Here is a 24,537-nt window from a genome sequence, read left to right as displayed (position 1 = left end):
CAGCTCTATTTAACTTCTTCGCCTTTTGCCTGCATATCTGCATGGTAGGAGGAGCGAACAAACGGGCCGCATGCGGCGTGAGTAAAGCCCATCGCCAGCGCTTCGGCCTTCATTTCATCAAACTCGTCCGGGCTCACGTAGCGCTGTACCGGCAGGTGGTGACGGCTTGGCTGCAGATACTGGCCCAGAGTCAGCATGGTTACACCGTGGCGGCGAAGATCGCGCATCACCTCGATGATTTCATCGTTAGTTTCACCCAGACCTACCATCAGACCTGACTTGGTCGGAATATGTGGATGCGCTTCTTTGAAGCGTTCCAGCAGTTTCAGAGACCAGTTATAGTCAGCGCCCGGGCGGACCTGACGATAGAGACGCGGTACGTTTTCCAGGTTGTGGTTAAATACATCTGGCGGCGTCGCGGTCAGGATATCCAGCGCGCGGTCCATACGGCCGCGGAAGTCTGGCACCAGCGTCTCGATTTTGATGTTTGGGCTTTTCTCGCGAATGGCCGTAATACAGTCAGCGAAGTGCTGTGCTCCGCCGTCGCGCAGATCGTCACGGTCAACGGACGTGATAACCACGTAACGCAGCGCCATGTCGGCGATGGTCTGCGCCAGCTTCTGGGGTTCGTTAGCATCAGGTGCGACCGGACGGCCATGAGCAACATCGCAGAACGGGCAGCGGCGGGTACAGATAGCACCCAGAATCATAAACGTCGCGGTACCGTGATTGAAACATTCAGCAAGGTTCGGACAAGAGGCTTCTTCACAAACGGAGTGAAGGCCATTCTTGCGCATCGCCGCTTTGATCCCCTGGATACGCGAAGAGTCGGCCGGAAGTTTGATTTTCATCCATTCCGGTTTTCTTAACAGCGCCTCGCGCTCTGTAGCCACGTTTTTAACCGGGATAAGGGCCATTTTATCGGCATCGCGGTATTTAACACCGCGTTCCATCACAATGGGTTTACTCATAGCGTGCGTGTTCCAGTTGCGAATATCGAAGGAAAGCGTTTCAATTCAAGGGAATGTTGTATTTATCAACTATTTTTGAACGAACGACAGGCAGTATATCATTGAAACGGTCGTTAAAGCAGCCTGCCAGATCGCCAATTTGTAAAATAGTTGTTGTTTTGTGCCTTTTGCCCTGCCTGCCGCAGGGGCTTATGCTGGCTCAACCTGTCAGAAGGCCTGACGGATAATGCGGATGACGTTTTCCAGAACCGGATCGCGCAAGCTCAGCTTGTTGTAATGCAGTGAAATTTCAACAGATTCCGCATTAAGCTGGCTGAGGGGGATACTGTCCAGCGGCCAGCATTTCCGGAGCAGGCTGTACAGGCGCGATGGCATGATGCACAGCATATCGCTGCTGCCTATCAGGGATGCGGTGGTGAACATATTGTAACTGCTGAAGCTGATCTGACGTTCCGGGAAAATTTCATCAATACGCTGACGAAGGCCATGGTTGGACTGCCCTTCGGTCATGAAAGACGAGTGGTCGTAGTTGCGCAGGTTTTCGATGGTCAGCGGCTCGCTGAGGGCAGGATGCTGCTGACGGCAAACCAGTACCAGGTTATCCGCATAGAGCACATTTTGCCCCAGCGCTCTGGCACTGAAGCTGCCGCTTTCAATAATCAGGTCCGTCTGGAACTGGGCAAGCTGAACGTCAGGCTCATGGAGAGGCACATTGCGAAGCAGGAGCTGCGGAGCATGCTCTTTTACGGCCTGGAAGATCGCTGGCATCACCAGCACACCCACAGAAGGAGAACAGCCGATGGTGATGGTTCTCTGCTTATCATAGCTCCCGGTTAAATCCAGTGCGCCCAGAATCGACTCCAGCCCCTGGCTGATGTACTCATGAAGATGCGTGGCGTAAGCCGTCGGCGTTACCCCCTGGCCCTTACGGATAAATAACGGGTCAGGAAATATAGCGCGTAGCTTTTGGATGGACTGGCTTATTGCTGATGGCGTGAGATTAAGAATTTTCGCAGCGTTAACGATACCCTTATGGACATATACTGCCTCAAAAATAGTCAGTAAATTGAGATCAATATTACGTAAAGTCCGAAAAATTTGCGGCTTGTCTTCGCCACCAGGTTCATTCAGTCGTTTGGCTGGTAAATTATTATACTCCACGCTTTCACTCCGTATACATTCACAATATGAATGATAGTTGAATTTATTTATTATGCTTGTAGAGATTCGTAAAGTGTTGGTTTTGTTTCATTTGTTTATCAAAAGCAAACACTTGTGTGATAATTGCTCACGTTACTTATGCCGTGTTTGCCGTGCATGCTGGAGGCTAAATAATATGTAGCGGTAATATTCGGGCGCTTCGAAAATATAGAATCTATGGATTATTGTAAAGTGCAAAAACGGTAAATAGACAGTGGCCCGTCAAATTAGCGAGCCCTGTTGTACGATATATTAAGCAGGGATATATTCGTGCGGGGGATTGTTAAGTAGTGCTAACACGTTCTTTAACAGCACGGGACGAATCGTGTCTGGCGTAGCGGTTTCTACCCACTGGCGCATTTGCGTCATTTCCATGCCGGCGTAGCCACAGGGGTTTATGCGCTGGAAAGGCGCGAGATCCATATTAATATTCAAGGCCAGGCCATGGAATGAGCAGCCTTTACGAATACGCAGCCCCAGAGAGCAGATCTTCATTTCCCCAACGTAGACCCCAGGCGCATCGGCTCGCGGATGCGCGTCAATCCCGTATTCCGCCAGCGTATTGACGACTGTCTGTTCCAGTAAGGTAACCAGTTCACGCACGCCGAGCTTTCTGCGCTTCAGATTGAGCAGGACGTACATCACCTGCTGCCCGGGTCCATGGTACGTGACCTGACCGCCGCGATCGCTCTGGATAACCGGAATATCGCCCGTCATTAATAAATGTTCTGCTTTTCCCGCCTGACCCTGCGTAAAGACCGGCAGGTGTTCGACCAGCCAGATCTCATCGGGGGTAGTGTCATCGCGTGAATCGGTGAAGTCATGCATAGCCTGGGAGACAGGCTCGTAAGGTTGCAGCCCGAGGTGACGGACCAGAATTTTATCCTGATACAAAACTGCGTCTCCGAAGACGAGGGACAAAAGGTATACGGGAGTATATCACAGCGGGGAGAGGGGTTACCCGGCAAACCGGGTAACCGCAAAGGGACTACAGCACCATACGAACGATTTCGATATTGCCGAGCTCTTCGTACAGCGTCTCAACCTGCTCAATGTGTGTCGCAGTGATGGTAATAGAAACCGAGTGGTAGTTGCCCTTGCTGCTTGGTTTTACTGACGGAGAGTAGTCACCCGGCGCATGGCGCTGTACCACTTCAACCACCTGATCAACCAGCTCAGGTTTCGCCAGACCCATTACTTTGTAGGTAAATGGGGTAGGGAATTCAAGCAGTTCGTTAAGTTTGGTTTTCATGTCAGCTCCGGCGTAACGTCAAAAAATAATAACTCCCACGTCAGGTGGGAGTTATCAGGATACTTAGTATATGGGGATCAAAATCACACTTTCAAGTGTTCGATTTTTAACCAAACCAGTGGTGGAACATCAATTTAATATAATCAATGATTTTGCCGAAGAAATTGCCTTCAGGAATTTCTTGCAGGACCACCAGCGGGCGCTGATCGATCGTTTTGCCATCCAGCTGGAAGTTGATTGTGCCCACGACCTGATTTTTCTGCAGCGGGGCGTGCAGCTCGGTGCTGTTCAGGACGTAGCTGGCTTTCAGATCCTTCATACGACCGCGCGGAATGGTAAGGTAGAGGTCTTTATCAACGCCGAGAGAAGCACGGTCGTTGTCGCCGAACCAGACCGGTTCAGACGCAAACTCTTTGCCTGCTTTCAGTGGATTCACGGTTTCGAAGAAACGGAAGCCCCAGGTCAGCAGCTTCTTGCTTTCTGTTTCACGGCCTTTAAAGGTGCGGCCACCCATCACGGCAGAGATCAGACGCATCTGGCCTTCAGTGGCGGAGGCGACCAGGTTGTAGCCCGCTTTGTCGGTGTGACCCGTTTTGATACCGTCAACGTTCAGGCTGTTATCCCACAGCAGGCCGTTACGGTTGGTCTGACGGATACCGTTGAAGGTGAACTCTTTCTCTTTATAGATAGAGTACTCATTAGGAACATCGCGGATCAGCGCCTGACCAATCAACGCCATGTCACGTGCCGAGCTGTACTGACCGTCTGCGTCCAGGCCGTGTACGGTCTGGAAATGGCTGTTTTTCAGACCCAGCGCGTTCACGTAGCTGTTCATCAGGCCTACGAAGGCATCCTGACTACCGGCGGCGAAATCGGCCATCGCTACGCAGGCATCGTTACCCGACTGCAGGTTGATACCGCGAATCAGCTGGGAAACAGGAACCTGCATACCCGGTTTCAGGAACATCAGAGAGGAACCCTTAAAGACCGGGTTCCCGGTTGCCCACGCATCGTTACCGATGGTGACCAGATCCGTTTCTTTGAATTTACCTGCCTTCATCGCCTGGCCGATAACGTAGCTGGTCATCATTTTGGTCAGGCTGGCCGGGTCACGGCGGGCATCGGCATTCTGTTCTGCCAGCACTTTGCCAGAGTTGTAATCGATCAGGATGTAGGATTCCGCGTCGATTTGCGGAACGCCGGGGATCATGGTCTTGATATTCAGGTCATCGGCGTGAGCTGCAGAGAGCGCAGCCGCGCAAAGGGCCGTGGTCAGCGCCATGCGCTGCACAAAACGAGCAGAAAAAGTGGTCTTCATGGTCAGAACTACGACATCCGTGATGGAATTAAAAAAAGTGCCTTACTATAGCAAATGCTATTCAGGCAGGCATCCGACTTTAAGCATGAGTTTGTGAATGTGTTTTACACAAACTGACAATTCGGATACCGCCGGTTAATTATTTCGCAACAGCGATAAATGACTGAAGCTGAGCTTCATTCTGCAGACGCTGCTGCAGGGAGGCTGCCTGTGATTTGCTGCCAAACGGCCCCATCTGAATGCGCCAGACCGCACCGTTCTGCTCAACGCGTCCTGGTACGCCAAACTGCTGGCTCAGACGCTGCTGATACTGTTTAGCCCGGGCCTGATCGCTCACAGCACCGACCTGAACCACATAGCTGCCGCTGGCCGCTGTTGGAGCCGCCACCGCGGCACTTTGCGTGGCCGCGGGCGCCGTTACGGGAGCCGACTGGGTCGCTGGTGCAGCAACGGGAGCGGGGGCTGGGGTAGGTTCACTGCCTTCCAGCACGCCCGAGGCTAAGGTCGTCGGTGCGCCAAGAAAACCGCTGCTCTTTACCGGTGCGCCCGTTGAATCGTCGCTTTGCAGCGTGTCGTTGCTGATTGGGCGTATTTCTCCCCCCGGCTGAGCAGGCTCGGCCGGAGAAGAAACGCTGCCCATTCCGCCGTCAAGATTGGGGCGGTCGGGCAGGGCATAGGTCTGTTTCGCCACCGTCGTACACGCGGTACCCGGACCGGACAGCGAACCATCCTGCGCCACAATAATCGGGTCAATACGGACTTTGGTGTTGTTCGAGGTATTCAGGCGATCGGCAGACGCGCGCGACAGGGAGATCACCCGGTCATTTCCGTACGGGCCGCGGTCGTTGATACGCACGACGATCATGCGGCCGTTTGCCAGGTTGGTGATACGGGCATAGCTCGGGATCGGCAGCGTCGGATGTGCCGCCGTCAGCTGCATGGGGTCGAACGTCTCTCCGGAGGCCGTCAGGTTACTGCCTGGCTCGGCATCATAAATGGCGGCAAAGCCCGCCTGGCTGAAACGGGAAGGATCCTGAACAATTTTATAGCTTTTGCCGTCGCGCTCGTAATCCTGATTGGCACTGGCATTCAGCGGTTCATAAACGGGATCGGCACCGCTGATTTCTACGATCGGGCCATTACACACCGCAGGCTGCGGCGGCGCGACGGTTGCCTGTTGCTGACCATCATCACTAGTACAGGCCGCAAGTAAACTTGCCGCAATGCAGATCCCCAGCCACTGCTTACGCATTCCGATCCCCTTATTTTTATACGCTTTTTGACAACATTTTTCTGTGGGTATGGATCGACATCACGATACCAAACCCGGCCATCAACACGATCAGTGCCGAGCCTCCGTAACTCACCAGCGGCAGCGGTACGCCTACCACCGGCAGAATACCACTCACCATACCAATATTTACGAAGACATAAACGAATAAAATCAGCATCAACCCGCCAGCCATGACGCGACCAAAGGTCGTTTGCGCGCGTGCTGCAATCCACAATCCTCGCATGATCAGCAGAACGTATAGGGCCAGGAGTATTAAGATGCCCACCAGCCCCAGCTCTTCCGCCAGAACGGCAAAGATAAAGTCGGTGTGGCGTTCCGGTAAAAATTCCAGCTGCGACTGCGTGCCGTGCAGCCAGCCTTTACCGCGCAGGCCGCCGGAGCCAATCGCAATCTTGGACTGAATAATATGATAGCCCGCGCCCAGCGGATCGGTTTCTGGATCGAGCAGCATCATGACGCGCTGGCGCTGGTAATCGTGCATCAGGAAGAACCAGAGAATAGGGATGAACGCCGCAATCAGCACTACCGCGATACCAATCAGGCGCCAGCTCAGGCCCGACAGGAACAGGACAAACAGGCCGGAGAGGGCGATGAGGATAGAGGTACCCAGGTCAGGCTGTGCCGCAACCAGCAGCGTTGGCAGGAAAATCAGCACCAGCGCGATAGCGGTATTCTTCAGCGACGGCGGGCAGACGTCGCGGTTGATAAAGCGTGCCACCATTAAGGGCACGGCGATTTTGGCAATTTCCGAAGGCTGAAAGCGGACAATGCCCAAATCCAGCCAGCGCTGCGCCCCTTTTGAAATGGCGCCAAACGCATCGACCGCAACCAGCAAAATAATACAGAAGATGTAGAGGTAGGGCGCCCAGCCTTCGTAAACGCGCGGCGGGATCTGCGCCATCACCACCATAATGATCAGGCCCATGGCGATCTGGCCGATTTTGCGCTCCATCATCCCGATGTCCTGGCCGCTGGCGCTCCAGATAACCAGCGCGCTGTAAACCAGCAGAGCCAGCAGGATCAGCAGCATGGCTGGGTCGATGTGGATTTTGTCCCACAGCGATTTTTTATTTGGATTATCCGTCATGATTATTGGTCCTCCGCCGCAGCGGCGGCCGGGTTTTCAGCCGGCAGTTCGGTGTTGTTATCACCCAGCATAATGTGGTCAAGGATCTGGCGCATGATGGTCCCTACTGCAGGCCCGGCACCGCCGTTCTCCAGAATCATCGCCACCGCGACCTGCGGGTTGTCATATGGGGCAAACGCCGTCATCAGCTTGTGGTCACGCAGACGTTCGGCAATGCGGTGCGCGTTATAGGTTTCGTTGGCTTTCAGACCAAAGACCTGCGCAGTACCGGACTTCGCCGCCACTTTGTACGGCGTACCGGCGAAATACTTGTGTGCGGTACCGTTGGGGCGGTTTGCCACGCCGTACATACCGTCTTTCGCGATTTCCCAGAAGCCGGAATGAATGTCACCCACCGGCGCTTCGTGCGGCTGGTTCCACGGCACTTTTTTGCCGTCTTCAACCGTACTCTGCAGCAGGTGAGGCACTTTCACCACGCCGTCATTGATGAGGATCATCATGGCTTTGTTCATCTGAAGCGGCGTTGCCGTCCAGTAACCCTGACCGATACCCACCGGAATGGTGTCGCCCTGATACCACGGTTTTTTAAAGCGCTTCAGCTTCCATTCGCGCGTCGGCATGTTGCCGGAGCGTTCTTCTGCCAGGTCAACGCCGGTGTAGTGTCCGTAGCCGAATTTGCTCATCCACTCAGACAGGCGGTCGATCCCCATGTCATACGCCACCTGATAGAAGAAGGTATCCGCAGACTCCTCCAGCGATTTGGTGACGTTCAGATGACCGTGGCCCCATTTTTTCCAGTCGCGATAGCGCTTTTCTGAACCGGGCAGCTGCCACCAGCCTGGGTCAAACAGGCTGGTATTGCGGTTGATGACGCCAGCACTCAGTGCAGAGACCGCCACGTACGGTTTAACCGTGGATGCCGGCGGGTAAACCCCTTGCGTCGCGCGGTTCACCAGCGGCGTGTTGGGGTCATTCAGCAGACCGGAGTAGTCTTTACTGGAAATGCCGTCAACAAACAGGTTCGGGTCATAGCTTGGCATAGACACCATCGCCAGGATGCCGCCGGTGCGGGGATCGGTGACCACAACGGCTGCGCGGCTGCCCGCCAGCAGGGTTTCAATATACTGCTGTAGCTTAAGGTCGAGGGTCAGATAGACGTCGTGCCCCGCCTGAGGCGGCACTTCTTTAAGCTGGCGAATCACGCGGCCACGGTTGTTAACCTCAACCTCTTCATAGCCGGTTTGCCCGTGCAGGACATCTTCGTAGTAGCGTTCAATACCGAGCTTACCGATGTCGTGCGTTGCGGCGTAGTTCGCCAGCTTGCCGTCTTTATCGAGGCGGTCGACGTCTTTGTCGTTAATCTTGGAGACGTAGCCAATCACATGCGTCAGCGCGGAGCCGTAGGGGTAGTAGCGACGCTTGTACCCCTTTACTTCCACGCCGGGGAAACGGTACTGGTTTACCGCAAAGCGGGCCACCTGGACTTCCGTCAGGTTGGTTTTAACCGGGATGGAGGTGAAACGGTGAGAGCGGGCGCGCTCTTTTTTGAAGGCGGCGATATCGTCGTCGTTAAGGTCGACAACGCTTTTCAGCGCTTCCAGCGTATCCTGAACATTATCGACTTTTTCCGGCATCATCTCGATTTGATAGATGGTGCGGTTTAACGCCAGCGGGGTGCCGTTGCGATCGTAAATAATGCCGCGGCTGGGCGCGATAGGCACCAGCTTGATACGGTTTTCGTTGGAACGCGTCTGGTAGTCGGTAAAACGGACAATTTGCAGATTATAAAGGTTGGCGATCAGCACGCCGGTAAGCAGCAAAATCCCGGTGAAGGCGACCAGCGCCCGGCGCACAAACAGCGCGGACTCAGCCGTATAGTCGCGAAAAGAATTCTGTAGTTTCATCCGCTGCTTAATCTACCCTGGTCAGTCATTACTCGCGGTGATAGGGGTGGTTGGTAGTAATGCTCCACGCGCGATACAGGCTTTCTGCCACCAGTACCCGAACGAGCGGGTGGGGAAGCGTCAGCGCGGAGAGGGACCAACTTTGTTCTGCTGCCGCTTTGCAGGCAGGGGATAACCCTTCGGGTCCGCCAATCAACAGACTGACGTCACGGCCATCCTGCTTCCAGCGCTCCAGTTCGTGCGCCAGCTGCGGCGTATCCCAGGGTTTTCCTGGAATATCGAGGGTGACGATGCGGTTTTTGCCAGCGGCAGCCAGCATCAGTTCGCCCTCTTTATCGAGAATACGTTTGATATCGGCGTTCTTGCCGCGCTTACCGGCGGGGATTTCCACCAGTTCGAACGGCATGTCTTTTGGAAAACGACGCAGATATTCAGTAAAACCGGTTTGTACCCAGTCCGGCATTTTGGTGCCGACGGCGACCAGCTGCAACTTCACGCATTAACCCCAGAGTTTTTCCAGCTCATACAGGCGACGGCTCTCTTCCTGCATGACGTGGACAATCACATCGCCGAGATCGACAACCACCCAGTCAGCCGTCGCTTCACCTTCAACGCCGAGCGGCAACAGCCCTGCAGCACGTGATTCCTGTACCACGTGATCGGCAATTGAAACAACATGACGTGTGGACGTACCGGTGCAGATGATCATGCAGTCGGTAATACTGGATTTACCCTTAACGTCGATAGCGATGATGTCCTGACCTTTCAGGTCATCAATTTTGTCAATAACAAAATCCTGGAGTGCTTTACCCTGCAAGTTTTCCCCCTGGGGTGAATGAGATTGTAAAACGTTGAATTCGTAGCCAGACAGTATACCTGAACTCATGCCTGTATCGGGACAAAAGTCTCCGGTCGGGCTTTTGAAGGCGGGTATCATCCCACCCTCTGCCTGAGATTGCATCGCCATTTTTGTAAAACAATTTCTGTAAAGCAATCATCGGCGGGAAAGTCTGGCAGCGGAGAATAACAGTATGGCTTACCCTGTCAAGGCAGGATAAACAATAAGCCGCTTTTTATGCCCTCCGGCTATTCATCTGCGCTTTTCTGATACAAACCATGCGTATGGATATAGGCCAGCACCGGTGCGGGGAGCAGATCGTCACACGCTAAACCCTGCTGTAAGCGCTCGCGAATGAGGGTTGCAGAGATATCGAACCACGGCGTTTCCGCCAGATAAATCTTCCCGGCAGGCTGATTGTGGAGATCTTCAACATTGGCGGTGAGATGATCTTCCAGCCACTGCTGGTACTGCGCTTCGCGCATGGTTAGCGGATAGCCAGGACGGCGGCAGACGAGCAGGTGGCTGTTCTCCAGGATGGTTTCATATTTATGCCATGTGGGGAAGTTCAGCAGGGAGTCCTGTCCGATGATAAAAGCCAGCGGCTGGTCTGGACCTTGTTCTGTGCGCCACTCCTGAAGCGTCTGCGAGGTCCAGGAGGGCGTATCGCGACGCAGCTCACGCTCGTCAAGCCGGAAGAGCGGCTTATCTGCGATGGCCAGGGCAAGCATCTCTTTTCGCTGCTCGCTGGTCGCCTCAGGCTGTGGACGATGGGGCGGGACATTATTGGGCATGATGGTGACGCGCTGAAGGCCGATCAGATTCGCCAGAATTTCAACCGGCTTCAGATGCCCGTAGTGTACCGGGTCGAAGGTGCCGCCATACAGGGCCTGTAAAGAGTGCATACTATCCATCAATAAAAACGTCTGCCAGCGCCTTGTGGCAGAGCAGCAGGGAAAGGCTTTCCAGCTCAGCCCAGACCGACTGGCCGTAATCTTGTTTTAACGTGAGTTCGGCGCGCATCAGAAGCTGTACCGCCTGGCGAAGCTGTTCATGACTCAGACGGTTGATGGCCTCGGAAGTCAAAGCCCGGCGATTTTGCCACACCCGGTGTTTATCAAACAGCGAACGCAAAGGCGTATGGGCAGACTGACGCTTGAGCGTAATCAGCAGCAGCAGTTCGCGCTGCAGCGTACGCAGCAGAATGACCGGTTCGCTCCCTTCGAGGCGCAGCTGCTGCAGAATATGCAGGGCGCGTTTACTTTTTGCCGACAGCAGCGCGTCCACCCAGTGGAACGGCGTGAAGTGCGCCGCGTCGTTAACAGCCTGCTCGACGCGCGGCAAGGTCAGCTTGCCGTCCGGCCAGAGCAGGGAGAGTCTGTCCAGCGCCTGCGCCAGGGCCAGCAGGTTACCTTCATAGCAGTAGCAGAGCAGCTGGTTCGCCGCATCATCCAGCTGAAGGTTGTGCTGCTTCGCTCTCGCGGCGACCCATTTAGGCAGATGCGCCTGCTCAGGCGTCTGACAGGTGACCAACACCGCGTGGGGCGCGAGTTGGGTAAACCATGCCGCGTTTTCCTGCGCTTTGGTCAGCTTGTTGCCACGCACAATCAGGATCAGATCGCTGTGTAAGAGGCTGACCAGCGTAGCGAGCTGCTCGTTCATCGCCGCGTTAGGCCCGTTTTCCGGCAGCAGGATCTGAATCGTCTGGCGCGATGCGAACAGGCTCATCGCCTGACAGAGCGAGAAGAGGGCGTTCCAGTCGGTATTGTTATCCAGCTGGACGGTGTGGTGTTCATCAAAGCCCTGCGCGGCGGCGGCATGCCGCACGGCATCCAGGCTTTCCTGAAGTAATAACGGATCGTTTCCAAGAAGCAGATACGCCGCGCGCAGCCCTTCATTGAGCTGCGCGCGGAGTTGTTCAGGATACAGCCTGATCATCATTTACCCAGAGAGTTAGCAGCAGGAAGCGTGCCATCAACCGGTTTATCAACAATGTCAGATCCTTGTTTGGTTGACGCTGCAATACTTGGCAGTTTACGGATCAGCTGCTCCGCCGCCTTGTCGTACATTTCGTTGATGATAATCTGCTGTTCGGCATCTTTTGCCAGCGCCGTCTGCGGGTTATCGAAGAACGAACGGTACACTTTCGTGCTGATCGGATAGATATCTTTACCCGGGATCAGGACTGCCGCGTTGACCGTCAACACCATTTGATACTCTGCGGTACGGCCATCCTGGAAGATAGACGCAGTGTCTCTCGACAGGCCACTTCCTGTCACACGCAGAGACGGTACATCCTGACGCAGCGTCTGTTTCTCAACAAGCTCAACGCCGTTCAGACGCAGCTGATTGCGAATTGCCCGGCTGAGTGGACCGTTCGGATCTCCGGAATCAAAGATCATGGTTTTCATCTGAGCAGGCACCGCCGTGGTATTGCGCAGGTGCCAGCCGCAGCCAGCGGTGACAAGCACCGCCAGAGATAAGAGTATTGTTGCCAGTTGTCGCACGTTTCCTCCCGCGCTTAGCCAACGACCAGATTCAGCAGTTTACCAGGTACGTAGATCACTTTACGTACGGTAACGCCCTCAAGATATTTAGCGACCAGTGGTTCCTGGCCCGCGCGCTCGCGAACCTGTTCTTCGGTTGCATCGACCGCCACGGTAATTTTACCGCGGACTTTACCGTTCACCTGGACCACGACCAGCGTGGTGTTTTCCACCATCGCGGCTTCGTCAGCCTGCGGCCACGGCGCGTTGTCGATATCGCCTTCGCCTTTCAGCTCCTGCCACAGGGTAAAGCTAACGTGCGGCGTGAACGGGTTCAGCATGCGAACGACGGCCAGCAGCGCTTCACGCATTAAGGCACGATCCTGCTCGCCGTCCTGCGGGGCTTTCGCCAGCTTGTTCATCAGTTCCATAATAGCCGCAATTGCGGTATTGAAGGTCTGACGACGACCAATATCATCGGTCACTTTCGCAATGGTTTTATGAACGTCACGACGTAGCGCCTGCTGATCTTCAGTCAGGGCAGCAGCGTTCAGCGCCGGGGCATCGCCCAGTGAGGTGTGCTCGTAAACCAGCTTCCAGACGCGTTTCAGGAAGCGGTTTGCGCCTTCCACGCCAGACTCCTGCCATTCCAGCGTCATGTCTGCCGGAGAGGCAAACATCATGAACAGACGCACGGTATCCGCACCATAACGCTCAACCATCACCTGCGGGTCGATACCGTTATTTTTCGACTTGGACATTTTGCTCATGCCGGTGTAGACCAGCTCGTGACCTTCAGCGTCTTTCGCCTTCACGATACGGCCCTTCTCGTCGCGCTCAACGATCGCGTCAACCGGAGATACCCAGTTACGCTCGCCGTTCGCCCCGACGTAATAGAAGGCATCCGCCAGCACCATGCCCTGGCACAGCAGCTGTTTTGCAGGTTCGTCAGAGTTCACCATGCCCGCATCGCGCATCAGCTTGTGGAAGAAGCGGAAGTAGAGCAGGTGCATGATGGCGTGTTCGATACCACCGATGTAGATATCTACCGGCAGCCAGTAGTTCGCTGCTTTGGAATCCAGCATGCCGTCCTGATACTGAGGACAGGTGTAGCGAGCATAGTACCAGGATGACTCCATAAAGGTGTCAAAGGTGTCGGTTTCGCGCAGCGCGGGCTGACCGTTGACGGTGGTTTTTGCCCACTCAGGATCGGCTTTGATCGGGCTGGTGATACCGTCCATGACCACGTCTTCCGGCAGGATCACCGGCAGCTGATCTTCCGGCGTTGGCATCACGGTGCCATCTTCCAGCGTCACCATTGGAATTGGCGCACCCCAGTAACGCTGACGGGAAACGCCCCAGTCGCGCAGACGGAAGTTAACTTTACGCTCGCCCACGCCAAGGGAGGCCAGCTTGTCGGCGATAGCGTTGAAGCCCTCTTCGAAGCTCAGACCGTTGAACTCGCCGGAGTTGAACAAGGTCCCTTTTTCGGTCAGCGCGTGTTCGGACAGGTCTGGTTCAGAACCGTCAGCCGTCAGAATAACAGGCTTGATGGTCAGGCCATATTTAGTGGCAAATTCATAGTCGCGCTGGTCGTGACCCGGAACAGCCATCACGGCGCCTGTGCCGTATTCCATCAGTACGAAGTTGGCGGCCCAGACAGGGATCGCTTCGCCCGTCAGTGGGTGAATGGCCTTAAAGCCGGTATCAACCCCTTTTTTCTCCATCGTTGCCATATCGGCTTCTGCCACTTTCGTGTTGCGGCACTCGTCGATGAAGGTAGCCAGTTCCGGATTGTTTTCTGCCGCTTTCTGCGCCAGCGGGTGTCCTGCGGCCACGGCCAGGTAGGTCGCGCCCATGAAGGTGTCCGGACGGGTGGTGTAGACGGTCAGGGTCTGGTCGTAGTTCTCAACGTTGAAGGTAATTTCCACGCCTTCAGAACGGCCGATCCAGTTGCGCTGCATGGTCTTAACGGTATCTGGCCAGTGGTCCAGATTATCCAGATCGTTCAGCAGCTCATCAGCGTAAGCGGTGATTTTAATAAACCACTGCGGGATCTCTTTACGCTCCACTTTGGTATCACAGCGCCAGCAGCAGCCATCGATAACCTGTTCGTTCGCGAGAACGGTCTGGTCATTCGGGCACCAGTTAACGGCAGAGGTCTTCTTGTACACCAGGCCTTTTTTGTACAGCTCGGTGAAGAATTTCTGTTCCCAGCGGTAGTATTCCGGGGTACAGGTTGCCAGCTCGCGGCTCCAGTCATAGCCAAAGCCCAGCATTTTGAGCTGGTTTTTCATGTACGCGATGTTGTCGTACGTCCACGGTGCCGGCGCCGTATTGTTTTTGACCGCCGCGCCTTCCGCAGGCAGACCGAACGCATCCCAACCGATGGGTTGCAGAACGTTTTTGCCCAGCATGCGCTGGTAGCGCGCAATCACATCACCGATGGTGTAGTTACGCACGTGGCCCATGTGTAGTCGACCAGAAGGATAGGGAAGCATCGACAGGCAGTAATACTTCTCTTTGCTCTCGTCTTCGGTTACTTCAAAGGTGCGCTTCTCGTCCCAGTGTTGCTGGACTTTTGATTCTATCTCTTCCGGGCGGTATTGCTCTTGCATGGCAGCCAGTGGTCCTGTGTTCAATACAGCTACAAATGTAGCCAATGGATGTGGTAATTCAGATCCGCATAGCATAGCCCAAACGCCCGCGTCAAAACAGCCTTTCGCACAAATGCGCTTTGCAGGAATTTACCGGGTCTGTGCTTCACCTGACAAAGCGGCGCTGAAATAAGGTCTATTATTAGAAATAGTTACTGACCCGGGAGGCAAAATGATGAACAAGGTTGCTCAATTTTACCGCGAACTGGTGGCGACACTGACAGAACGGCTGCGTAACGGCGAGCGTGATATCGACGCGCTGGTGGAGCAGGCGCGTGCCCGCGTGTCGCAAACGGGTGAGTTAACGCGAACCGAAGTGGAAGAGGTGACCCGCGCCGTGCGTCGCGATCTGGAAGAGTTCGCGCGCAGCTACCAGGAAAGCCAGGAGGAGGTCACGGACAGCGTTTTCATGCGGGTGATCAAAGAGAGCCTGTGGCAGGAGCTGGCCGATATCACCGATAAAACGCAGCTGGAGTGGCGTGAAGTCTTTCAGGATTTAAACCACCACGGTGTGTACCACAGCGGTGAAGTGGTCGGGCTGGGAAATCTGGTGTGCGAGAATTGCCACCATCATATTGCGGTGTATACGCCGGAGGTCCTGTCGCTGTGTCCGAAATGCGGCCACGATCAGTTCCAGCGTCGGCCGTTTGAGCCCTAGGTAAAAGCGCAGGTTTGCGCCCTCTCCCCGTGGGAGAGGGCCGGGGTGAGGGCATCAGGCCGCACTACGCACTATAGTAAGCCAGTCTCTCCGCCAGCAAATCCACAAACGCCTCACGGTCAATATCCACCATCACCGTGGTATTCGGTTTATTCCCCGTCAGCGAGTAATAGTCCACCACCGTCATCCCCTGGGTGTATTTCCCCTGAGTTTCGACGCCAACCCACCTGTGGACTGTGGTAAACATCTCCGGTTTTAACAGCCAGGCAATGGTGCACGGATCGTGCAGCGGCGCGCCGTGGAATCCCCATTTCTCGGCTTTGTGATACTCCATAAAGAAGTCGAGCAGCTCAGCCACGGTTGTCGCGACCGGATTACCCACGGCACGGAAGCGCTCAATGTCGTCTGCCATAATCTGCGCGCGATGCGTCACATCCAGCCCTGCCATCACAACTGGCAGGCCCGACTGGAAGACGATTTCCGCTGCTTCCGGATCGACAAAAATGTTGAACTCTGCGGGAGGCGTCCAGTTTCCCAGGCCCATAGCCCCGCCCATGATGACGATACGAGCGATTTTGCTGTGCAGTTCAGGATGGCTGTTCAGCAGCAGCGCGACGTTGGTTTGCGGTCCCGTTGCCACCAGGGTGACGGGTTCCGCGCTCTCGCGCAGCACCTTTGCCATCAGCTCCACGGCGGTGCAGCTTTGCGGCGTGAAGCCAGGTTCCGGCAGCGCCGGACCGTCCAGCCCGCTTTCGCCATGCACGTTATCCGCAATAATTAATTCACGCATCAGGGGCTTGAGGGCGCCGCCGGCGACAGGAATATCCGTGCGCTTGAGCAGCGTCAGCATGCGCAAAACGTTACGCAGGGTTTTATCCGGCGTCTGGTTTCCGGCAGAAGAGGTGACGGCTTTGACGTCGAGCTCGGGGGAGGCAAGTGCAAGGACGAGCGCGATCGCGTCATCATGACCCGGGTCGCAATCGAAAATTATAGGTTGTGCCATAGCGTTCTCCATTCATAGCGTTATTTTGTGACAAGGTTAACGCTGCAATGGGGCACCGACGAGAAGAAGTGAGCGAAAGCGTGAGGCAGTGCGCAATCCGCAGATTGCGCACTGAGAAGGTTAGTGCAGGATTTTGGCGAGGAAATCTTTCGCACGTTCCGATTTCGGGTTGGCGAAGAACTCCTCTTTCGGGGAATCTTCGACAATTTTCCCTTCGTCCATGAAGATCACGCGGTTGGCCACCTTGCGGGCGAAGCCCATTTCGTGGGTCACCACCATCATGGTCATCCCTTCGTGCGCCAGCTCGACCATTACGTCCAGCACTTCGTTGATCATCTCCGGATCGAGCGCCGACGTGGGCTCGTCAAACAGCATGGCAACCGGATCCATGCACAGCGCGCGGGCGATCGCCACACGCTGCTGCTGGCCGCCAGAAAGCTGCGCCGGGAACTTATCGGCATGAGCCGCGAGCCCAACGCGTTCCAGCAGTTTCAGGCCTTTCTCGCGCGACGCTTTTTTATCACGCTTGAGCACTTTCACCTGGGCCAGGGTCAGGTTCTCAATAATGGAGAGGTGAGGGAACAGCTCAAAATGCTGGAACACCATGCCAACGTGAGAGCGAAGCTGGGCAAGATTGGTTTTCTTGTCGTTGACTTTGGTGCCGTTGACGACGATCTCACCCTGCTGGACCGGCTCCAGTCCGTTAACGGTTTTGATCAGCGTCGATTTACCGGAACCGGACGGCCCGCACACCACTACCACGTCGCCTTTTTTCACTTCGGTGGAGCAGTCGGTCAGCACCTGAAAGTGCCCATACCATTTAGAAACATTTTTCAGGGAAATCATTGTACCGTCCTTTTCTTCAGCCAGCTGACCAACAGCGACGCGCTTAAACTAATCACAAAATAGACCGCTCCCGCAAAGAGCACCATCTCAACCTGCGTACCATCACGCTCACCGATGGTGGACGCGGTACGGAAGAAGTCTGCCAGGCTCAGCACGTAGACCAGGGACGTATCCTGGAACAGCACAATTCCCTGGGTCAGCAGGAGCGGAACCATGGCGCGAAACGCCTGCGGCAGAATAATGAGCTGCATGGACTGCCAGTGCGTCATCCCCAGCGCCAGCGCGGCGCTGGATTGCCCGCGGGAGATACTCTGAATGCCTGCACGGATAATCTCCGAGTAGTAAGCGGCCTCAAACATTGAGAACGCCACCATCGCCGAGATCAGACGGATATCGGTTTTCGGCGACAGCCCCAGCACGTTTTGCAGGAAGCCGGGCACGATCAGGTAAAACCACAGCAGCACCATTACCAGCGGGATGGAACGGAACACGTTAACGTAGGCGGTTGCAAACCAGGCGAGCGGCTTAAAGCTCGACAGGCGCATAACGGCCAGCAGGGTGCCCCAGACGATACCGACGATAATGGCAATGACGGTGATTTTTAAGGTAATCATCAGTCCATCAAGCAGGTAAGGCATGGATGGAACGATAGAACTCCAGTCAAATTCGTACATTATTTGCCCCCCATGTTGCCCGGCAGGCGAATTTTGCGTTCAACCAGGTTCATCACCAGCATGATGAAAGCGTTAATCAGAACGTAGGCGAGCGTGATCGCGGTGAAGGATTCCCACGCGTGAGCGGAGTAATCCAGCAGCTTGCCCGCCTGCGCGGCCATATCGACCAGGCCGATGGTCGAGGCGATGGCCGAGTTTTTCACCAGGTTCATCATCTCGGAGGTCATCGGCGGAACGATGACGCGGTAGGCGTTAGGCAGCAGCACGTAGCGGTAGGTCTGTGGCAGGGTTAACCCCATCGCCAGACCCGCATTTTTTTGTCCGCGGGGTAATGACTGAATGGCGGCACGCACCTGCTCGCAAACGCGCGCAGCGGTAAACAGCCCCAGACACATCATGGAGGAGACAAAGAACTGCACATTCGGATCCAGTTCCGACTTGAACCACATGCCAATATTTTCCGGCAGCAGTTCCGGGATAACCAGATACCAGGTAAAGAATTGCACGATCAGCGGAACGTTACGGAACAGTTCCACGTACAGGGTGCCGAGTGTTGAAAGAAAACGGTTAGGGACGGTGCGCAGAATACCGAACAGAGAACCGACAAGAAACGCGATGATCCACGCCGTTATCGATAATGCCACGGTGACCTGAAAGCCGCTCCACAGCCAGCCAAGATAGGTGGTGTTGCCGAACGGGGCTTGTTGCAGGAATATGCCCCAGTTCCAGTCGATTGACATAATAAACTCCAGAAAAAAAAGGGTAGCAGCGCTACCCTCGAAGATTGGTGAGAAGCTCATTTTTCGCGCTGAGTGGGGAACGACCACTCAACGTATAGTCTGTCCATGCTTCCCGACAATCGAGAGGGCAGGAGATCCCGCCCCTGTTGTTCTAATTAGTTAAGAGCCTTGTCATTTGGAGATTTGAACAGCGCTTTCATGTCGTCTGACAGTTCAAAATTCATGTTCAGGTTTTTTGGTGGAATCGGGTTCTTGAACCATTTGTCGAACCATTTTTCCGCTTCGCCTGAGGTCTGCACCTGGGCGATGGTGTCATCGATCAGCTTTTTGAACTGCGGATCGTCTTTACGCAGCATACAGCCGTAGGCTTCTTTCGACTGCGCGGTACCGACGATATCCCAGTTGTCTGGTTTCTTCGCTTTCGCACGCTCGCCTGCCAGCAGGGCGTCGTCCATCATAAACGCGACGGCACGACCGCTTTCCAGGGTACGGAAGGAGTCGCCATGGTCTTTCGCGCTGATGATGCGCATATCCATTTTCTTCTCGTCGTTCAGCTTGTGCAGCAGCACTTCAGACGTGGTCCCGGAGGTGACAACGACCGCTTTCCCTTTCAGGTCAGCGAAGTCTTTGATCTCACCGCCTTTCTTCGTCAGCAGGCGGGTGCCCACAACAAAGATGGTGTCGGAGAAGGCAGCCTGCTTCTGACGCTCGAGGTTGTTGGTGGTGGAGCCACACTCGAAGTCAAAGGTGCCGTTTTGCAGCAGCGGAATACGGTTCTGTGAAGTGATGGGGATCAGCTTCACCTGCAGGTCAGGTTTGTTCAGCTTTTTCTTCACAGCTTCAACGATGGCGTTGGAGTAATCCTGTGAATAGCCCACGACTTTTTGCGTGTTGTCGTAGTAAGAGAACGGGACAGAAGATTCACGGTGGCCGACCACGATAACGCCGTTTTTGGCAATCTTGTCGAGAGTGCTGCCTGCTGCCGGAGCGTCTTCAGCGTGAACCACGCCTGCGGACATCCCCAAAACCAGCATTGCTGTGGCCAGTTTACGTAATTGCATACCCAACTCCTTTTTTATCAGCGCCAGCGACGCATTGATACCCATTGTGATGTTGTTATATCTCGCGCAATGCGAGTGCAGTGTTATGCAAGCTTGTTAACATTTAGTCTGGCTTAATGTAAAGATTTTGCTGCGTTATTGTTTATTTTTGCGAAGCACGCCGCACCATTCAGAGGCAAATATCTCCCGTTGCACCGTTTCGGTGCTACCGATGATCTACGCTGGTGCGACAAAGTTGCACAGTAAGCCAAACTGCGTTTACCTGAATAAACAAAGCAATAGGCGTGCCAGAATTGAAGTCCGGAGGGAATTGTCGGGTGGCGCTGACGCTTACCCGACCTACAAAAGCGAAACAGTAGGCCGGGTAAGCGTCAGCGCCACCCGGCAGGAAGAGGAGGGATTATCGACGACGCTGGCGCAGACTCATCAGCACCGCGCCAAAGCCGAACAGCGCGGTCAGGATCCACAGCGGCCAGTTGCCGGTGCGGGCGTACGGCGTCAGCCCGGTGGTAGGAGTGACGCTGGTGGTCAGCACTTCTCGGGTGAACTGTGGGATTATGGCCTGGATTTCACCCTGCGGACCAATCACGGCGGTGATGCCGTTGTTGGTGCTGCGCAGCAGGGGACGTGCCAGCTCCAGGGAGCGCATGCGTGCCATCTGGAAGTGCTGCCACGGGCCGATTGATTTACCAAACCAGGCATCGTTAGAGATGGTCAGCAAATAGTCCGTATCCGGGCGGAAGTTATCGCGCACCTGCTCGCCGAGAATGATTTCGTAGCAGATGGCCGCCGTCAGGGCTGCGCCGTGCGCGTGCAGCTGAGGCTGAACGTACGGTCCGCGGCTGAAGGAGGACATCGGCAGATCGAAGAACGGGGCCAGCGGGCGAAGAATTGACTCCAGCGGCACAAATTCACCAAACGGCACCAGGTGGTTCTTGTTGTACCGGTCAGTGGAGTGGTAGCTGTATTCGCTGTCTTTGCCGAGCGTAATGATGGTGTTGTAGGTGTCGTAGCGGTTCTGCTGATTCAGACGCGCATCGACAATCCCGGTGATCAGCGTACTGCCACGCGAGAGCAGCAGGTCGTTCATCATGTTGAGGAACGGCTGCTGATTGATCTCCAGATCGGGAATAGCAGACTCCGGCCAGATAATCAGCTGCGATTTACCCATCACCTCTTCGGTGGCGTTGGCGTAGATCTTCAGCGTATTCAGCAGCTCTTTCTCGTCCCACTTCATCGACTGCGGGATATTCCCCTGCACCATGGAGACCTGCATGGCGCGCGCGGGCTCCGGCGTGAACCACTGGATATAGCGCAGCGGGAAGGGCAGGGCGAACAGCACCAGCGCCACAGCCAGCGGTTTCCAGCATCGTGAAACCAGCGCTAATACCAGCAGGCCGCTAACGACCATCAGCAGGAAGTTAATGGCCTCAACGCCCATGACCGGCGCCAGGCCTTTCAGCGGGCCGTCAATCTGACTGTAGCCGAACTGCAGCCACGGGAAGCCGGTCAGCACCCAGCCGCGCAGGAATTCCGTGATCTGCCAGACCACCGGCGCGGCAATGGCAACGCGCAGCCAGGTGGTTTTGGGCCACAGGCGAGAAAGGATGCCGGCGAACAGACCGGTATAGAGCGAGAGATACGCGGCGAGCAGTACCACCAGGAAGACGTTTACCGGGCCCGGCATACCGCCAAACTGCGCGATGCTGACGTAGACCCAGTTAATCCCTGAGCCAAACAGCCCCAGTCCCCAGAAGTAGCCAATAGCGGCAGCCTGCACCGGACGACGGTTCAGGGTCAACCCCTGAAGCCCCATCAGGGAGAGAATGGCCGCAGGCCAGATATCGTAAGGAGAAAAAGCCAGCGTACCGCTGGCTCCGAGTAACAGCGCCAGCAGCAAACGGACGCGCTGGCGTTCAAGCAATGGGGCAAATGCCATTTACATTAATCTTCCAGTTTTGGCACCGGTGAGTCGTCCGGCGTTCTGACGTGAACCTGTATAATACGTCGGCTGTCGGCCATGGCTACTTTGAACTGGTAACCGTCGATGTCAACGGTCTCTCCGCGCGCCGGGAGGTGGCCAAAGGCCTGCATCACCAGCCCGCCAATGGTATCGACCTCTTCATCGCTGAAGTGGGTCCCGAAGGCGTCGTTGAAGTCCTCAATAGAGGCCAGCGCCCGCACGGTCCAGGTGTGGCGGCTGAGCTGACGGAAGTCGATATCCTCTTCTTCGTCATACTCATCTTCGATTTCGCCCACGATCAGCTCAAGGATATCCTCGATCGTGACCAGACCGGAGACGCCACCAAATTCATCAATAACAATCGCCATGTGGTAACGCTGAGAGCGAAACTCTTTCAGCATCCGATCCACACGTTTACTTTCCGGCACAACCACGGCCTGGCGTAACACTTTTTCCATGCTGAAGGCTTCGGCATCGCTGCGCATAAACGGCAGCAGATCTTTCGCCATCAAAATCCCTTCGATGTGATCTTTGTCTTCGCTGATGACCGGGAAACGCGAGTGGGCGGATTCGATGATGACATCGAGACACTCGTCCAGCGTCTGGTTACGTTTCAGGGTGATCATCTGCGAGCGGGGAATCATGATATCGCGAACGCGCTGGTCGGCGATGTCCATAACCCCTTCGAGCATTTCGCGCGTATCTTCGTCGATAAGGTCGTTTTGCCCGGAATCACGAATCAGCTCCAGCAGTTCATCACGGTTTTTCGGTTCGCCGTGGAAAAGCTGGTTCAGAATGAGGGAGAAAAATCCCTTTTTACTGGTTGTCGTGTCGCTACTGTGTGAATTGTCGTCGCTCATGGCGTTTGTTAAGGGTTCTCTTGTTAGTTCAATGTTTACCGCCACGCGATGTCCTTTCGTGGCGGCAGGGGAGTCAGTCCGGTGACTGACTATTCTTTCTCGGCAATGTACGGATCCTCATAGCCCAGAGCAAGCATTATCTCTGTCTCGAGGGACTCCATCTCTTCCGCTTCGTCGTCTTCAATATGATCGTAGCCGAGCAGATGCAGGCTGCCGTGTACCACCATGTGCGCCCAGTGGGCTTCAAGAGGTTTCTGCTGCTCTTTAGCTTCCTGTTCAACCACCTGGCGGCAGATGATCAGATCGCCCAACAGCGGCATCTCGATGCCCGGCGGGGCTTCGAACGGGAAAGAGAGCACGTTGGTCGGCTTATCTTTCCCGCGATAGGTCAGGTTAAGCTCATGGCTTTCTGCTTCATCCACCAGGCGAATCGTGACTTCTGATTCTTCCTGAAACTGCGGGATAACGGCATCCAGCCATTTCTGAAACTGTGCCTCATCTGGCATGCCGGAATTGTCTTCACAGGCCAGCTGTAAATCGAGGATCACCTGACTCATTTCTGTTCTTGCTCCTGCGCTTCGCGCTTACGTTCCGCGGCCTGTTCGGCCCTGCGTTTTTGATCCGCCTCTTCCCAGGCTTCATAGGCGTTAACGATGCGCGCGACCACCGGGTGGCGAACGACGTCTTCACTGTGGAAGAAGTTAAAGCTGATTTCATCGACCTCGGCCAGCACTTCGATGGCGTGGCGCAGGCCCGATTTGGTGCTGCGTGGCAGATCGATCTGCGTGACGTCGCCGGTAATCACCGCTTTCGAGTTAAAGCCAATACGCGTCAGGAACATTTTCATCTGTTCGATGGTGGTGTTCTGGCTCTCATCGAGAATGATGAACGCATCGTTCAGCGTGCGGCCGCGCATGTAGGCGAGCGGGGCCACTTCGATCACGTTACGCTCAATGAGCTTCTCGACCTTCTCAAAGCCCAGCATTTCGAACAGCGCATCGTATAAAGGACGGAGATACGGGTCGACCTTCTGGCTGAGATCGCCTGGCAGGAAGCCCAGTTTTTCACCGGCTTCAACGGCAGGGCGGGTCAGCAGGATACGTCGGATCTCCTGACGCTCCAGCGCATCGACCGCTGCGGCAACGGCCAGATAGGTTTTACCCGTACCCGCCGGCCCCACGCCGAAGGTGATGTCGTGGTCGAGAATATTGGCGATATACTGCGCCTGGTTTGGCGTACGCGGCTTGATGACGCCACGCTTGGTCTTAATGTTGATCGCCTTGCCATAGTCCGGCACGCTCTCCGCGCTCTGCTCAAGCACGCGCGCCTCTTTAATGGCGAGGTGAATCTGCTCCGGTTCGATATCCTGAATTTCGCCGCGCATGGGGGAGGTGTCGACATACAGGCTACGCAGAATGTCCGCAGCGGCGTTGACGCAGATAGGGCGTCCGGTGAGTTTGAAATGATTATCGCGACGATTGATTTCGATACCCAGACGTCGCTCCAGTTGTTTGATGTTGTCATCAAACGGCCCGCACAGGCTCAGCAGGCGAGCGTTGTCTGCTGGCTCAAGGCTAATTTCACGCGTATCTATGTTCAAACTGTTCCTCTTTGATTGATTAACTGACCCACTGCCACACGGCGCAATAAAACGGTCATTACCGAAATTATTCACGCCACAGAATAAAGGCGCAAGCGTTGCGGAAGATATTGGGGGCGATGAGA

At 55.2% G+C, this 24,537-nt stretch carries 24 protein-coding genes; 1 reads left to right on the top strand and 23 read right to left on the bottom strand.

All coding sequences use genetic code 11. The annotated features are described in order from the left end of the window. Nucleotides 1-5: 5 nt before the first annotated feature. From lipA to leuS, 14 genes are all read right to left on the bottom strand, one after another. Nucleotides 6-971, bottom strand: coding sequence for a lipoyl synthase (gene lipA / locus FHC52_RS08605; protein ID WP_008501032.1), 966 nt, complete (start codon nucleotides 969-971; stop codon nucleotides 6-8). A gap of 207 nt (nucleotides 972-1,178) precedes the next feature. Further along, a complete protein-coding gene (locus tag FHC52_RS08600) occupies nucleotides 1,179-2,132 on the bottom strand; it encodes a YbeF family transcriptional regulator (protein WP_008501033.1) in 954 nt (317 codons plus the stop codon). 291 nt (nucleotides 2,133-2,423) lie between these two features. Beyond that, on the bottom strand, nucleotides 2,424-3,065 hold the full coding sequence (gene lipB, locus FHC52_RS08595; RefSeq protein ID WP_008501034.1) for a lipoyl(octanoyl) transferase LipB: 642 nt from the start codon (nucleotides 3,063-3,065) through the stop codon (nucleotides 2,424-2,426). A 94-nt stretch (nucleotides 3,066-3,159) separates the two neighbouring features. Then, nucleotides 3,160-3,423 carry a DUF493 family protein YbeD gene (ybeD, locus tag FHC52_RS08590; RefSeq protein ID WP_003858718.1) on the bottom strand — a complete coding sequence of 88 codons (264 nt, stop codon included), beginning with the start codon at nucleotides 3,421-3,423 and terminating at the stop codon, nucleotides 3,160-3,162. Nucleotides 3,424-3,529: 106 nt separating this feature from the next. Next, nucleotides 3,530-4,741: a D-alanyl-D-alanine carboxypeptidase DacA gene (gene dacA / locus FHC52_RS08585; protein WP_008501035.1), complete on the bottom strand. Its 1,212-nt coding sequence runs from the start codon at nucleotides 4,739-4,741 to the stop codon at nucleotides 3,530-3,532. 139 nt (nucleotides 4,742-4,880) lie between these two features. After that, nucleotides 4,881-5,993, bottom strand: a complete 1,113-nt coding sequence (rlpA, locus tag FHC52_RS08580; RefSeq protein ID WP_021242581.1) for an endolytic peptidoglycan transglycosylase RlpA — start codon at nucleotides 5,991-5,993, stop codon at nucleotides 4,881-4,883. A 16-nt stretch (nucleotides 5,994-6,009) separates the two neighbouring features. Beyond that, a complete protein-coding gene (gene mrdB, locus FHC52_RS08575; RefSeq protein WP_008501037.1) occupies nucleotides 6,010-7,122 on the bottom strand; it encodes a peptidoglycan glycosyltransferase MrdB in 1,113 nt (370 codons plus the stop codon). A gap of 2 nt (nucleotides 7,123-7,124) precedes the next feature. Further along, a complete protein-coding gene (mrdA, locus tag FHC52_RS08570; protein WP_023293034.1) occupies nucleotides 7,125-9,026 on the bottom strand; it encodes a peptidoglycan DD-transpeptidase MrdA in 1,902 nt (633 codons plus the stop codon). Between the two features lie 28 nt (nucleotides 9,027-9,054). Next, nucleotides 9,055-9,522, bottom strand: a complete 468-nt coding sequence (gene rlmH / locus FHC52_RS08565; RefSeq protein ID WP_003858701.1) for a 23S rRNA (pseudouridine(1915)-N(3))-methyltransferase RlmH — start codon at nucleotides 9,520-9,522, stop codon at nucleotides 9,055-9,057. Between the two features lie 3 nt (nucleotides 9,523-9,525). Beyond that, nucleotides 9,526-9,843 carry a ribosome silencing factor gene (gene rsfS, locus FHC52_RS08560; protein WP_003858696.1) on the bottom strand — a complete coding sequence of 106 codons (318 nt, stop codon included), beginning with the start codon at nucleotides 9,841-9,843 and terminating at the stop codon, nucleotides 9,526-9,528. 269 nt (nucleotides 9,844-10,112) lie between these two features. After that, nucleotides 10,113-10,778: a nicotinate-nucleotide adenylyltransferase gene (gene nadD, locus FHC52_RS08555; protein ID WP_021242579.1), complete on the bottom strand. Its 666-nt coding sequence runs from the start codon at nucleotides 10,776-10,778 to the stop codon at nucleotides 10,113-10,115. Then, nucleotides 10,771-11,802, bottom strand: coding sequence for a DNA polymerase III subunit delta (gene holA / locus FHC52_RS08550; protein ID WP_039024429.1), 1,032 nt, complete (start codon nucleotides 11,800-11,802; stop codon nucleotides 10,771-10,773). The genes nadD and holA overlap by 8 nt, the downstream gene beginning before the upstream one ends. Beyond that, nucleotides 11,802-12,371: an LPS assembly lipoprotein LptE gene (gene lptE, locus FHC52_RS08545; RefSeq protein ID WP_008501042.1), complete on the bottom strand. Its 570-nt coding sequence runs from the start codon at nucleotides 12,369-12,371 to the stop codon at nucleotides 11,802-11,804. Before lptE ends, holA begins: the two co-directional genes overlap by 1 nt. Before the next feature lie 14 nt (nucleotides 12,372-12,385). Next, the gene (gene leuS, locus FHC52_RS08540; RefSeq protein WP_032656226.1) at nucleotides 12,386-14,968 is read right to left on the bottom strand and encodes a leucine--tRNA ligase; all 2,583 of its coding nucleotides are present in this window, start codon (nucleotides 14,966-14,968) and stop codon (nucleotides 12,386-12,388) included. Between the two features lie 214 nt (nucleotides 14,969-15,182). Here leuS and FHC52_RS08535 point away from each other — a divergent pair, with 214 nt between their 5' ends. Beyond that, nucleotides 15,183-15,665: a zinc ribbon-containing protein gene (locus FHC52_RS08535; protein ID WP_023617134.1), complete on the top strand. Its 483-nt coding sequence runs from the start codon at nucleotides 15,183-15,185 to the stop codon at nucleotides 15,663-15,665. A 64-nt stretch (nucleotides 15,666-15,729) separates the two neighbouring features. Here the strand turns inward: FHC52_RS08535 and rihA are convergent, their stop codons facing one another. From rihA to FHC52_RS08490, 9 genes are all read right to left on the bottom strand, one after another. Next, entirely contained in the window at nucleotides 15,730-16,668 is a 939-nt protein-coding gene (rihA, locus tag FHC52_RS08530; RefSeq protein WP_126288508.1) for a pyrimidine-specific ribonucleoside hydrolase RihA, read from the bottom strand. Nucleotides 16,669-16,788: 120 nt separating this feature from the next. Next, nucleotides 16,789-17,514 carry an amino acid ABC transporter ATP-binding protein gene (locus tag FHC52_RS08525; protein WP_008501046.1) on the bottom strand — a complete coding sequence of 242 codons (726 nt, stop codon included), beginning with the start codon at nucleotides 17,512-17,514 and terminating at the stop codon, nucleotides 16,789-16,791. Next, nucleotides 17,511-18,188, bottom strand: coding sequence for a glutamate/aspartate ABC transporter permease GltK (gltK, locus tag FHC52_RS08520; RefSeq protein WP_008501047.1), 678 nt, complete (start codon nucleotides 18,186-18,188; stop codon nucleotides 17,511-17,513). The genes FHC52_RS08525 and gltK overlap by 4 nt, the downstream gene beginning before the upstream one ends. Then, complete coding sequence (gene gltJ / locus FHC52_RS08515; protein WP_008501048.1) at nucleotides 18,188-18,928, bottom strand: glutamate/aspartate ABC transporter permease GltJ; 741 nt, start codon at nucleotides 18,926-18,928, stop codon at nucleotides 18,188-18,190. The genes gltK and gltJ overlap by 1 nt, the downstream gene beginning before the upstream one ends. A gap of 155 nt (nucleotides 18,929-19,083) precedes the next feature. After that, nucleotides 19,084-19,989, bottom strand: a complete 906-nt coding sequence (locus FHC52_RS08510) for an amino acid ABC transporter substrate-binding protein (protein ID WP_025912717.1) — start codon at nucleotides 19,987-19,989, stop codon at nucleotides 19,084-19,086. A 400-nt stretch (nucleotides 19,990-20,389) separates the two neighbouring features. Further along, nucleotides 20,390-21,928, bottom strand: coding sequence for an apolipoprotein N-acyltransferase (lnt, locus tag FHC52_RS08505; RefSeq protein WP_126288506.1), 1,539 nt, complete (start codon nucleotides 21,926-21,928; stop codon nucleotides 20,390-20,392). Nucleotides 21,929-21,933: 5 nt separating this feature from the next. Next, nucleotides 21,934-22,812, bottom strand: a complete 879-nt coding sequence (gene corC / locus FHC52_RS08500; protein ID WP_021242574.1) for a CNNM family magnesium/cobalt transport protein CorC — start codon at nucleotides 22,810-22,812, stop codon at nucleotides 21,934-21,936. Between the two features lie 89 nt (nucleotides 22,813-22,901). Further along, nucleotides 22,902-23,369 (bottom strand): rRNA maturation RNase YbeY, encoded by a 468-nt coding sequence (ybeY, locus tag FHC52_RS08495; protein WP_008501052.1) that lies wholly within the window; start codon nucleotides 23,367-23,369, stop codon nucleotides 22,902-22,904. Beyond that, entirely contained in the window at nucleotides 23,366-24,412 is a 1,047-nt protein-coding gene (locus FHC52_RS08490) for a PhoH family protein (protein ID WP_063453799.1), read from the bottom strand. The genes ybeY and FHC52_RS08490 overlap by 4 nt, the downstream gene beginning before the upstream one ends. Between the last annotated feature and the right edge of the window lie 125 nt (nucleotides 24,413-24,537).

It is taken from the genome of Enterobacter sp. EC_64 (assembly GCF_019584165.1).
GTDB lineage: Bacteria > Pseudomonadota > Gammaproteobacteria > Enterobacterales > Enterobacteriaceae > Enterobacter > Enterobacter roggenkampii.
Note: the sequence above shows the minus strand (reverse complement) of the source record. Positions and strands in the feature narration are given on the sequence as shown.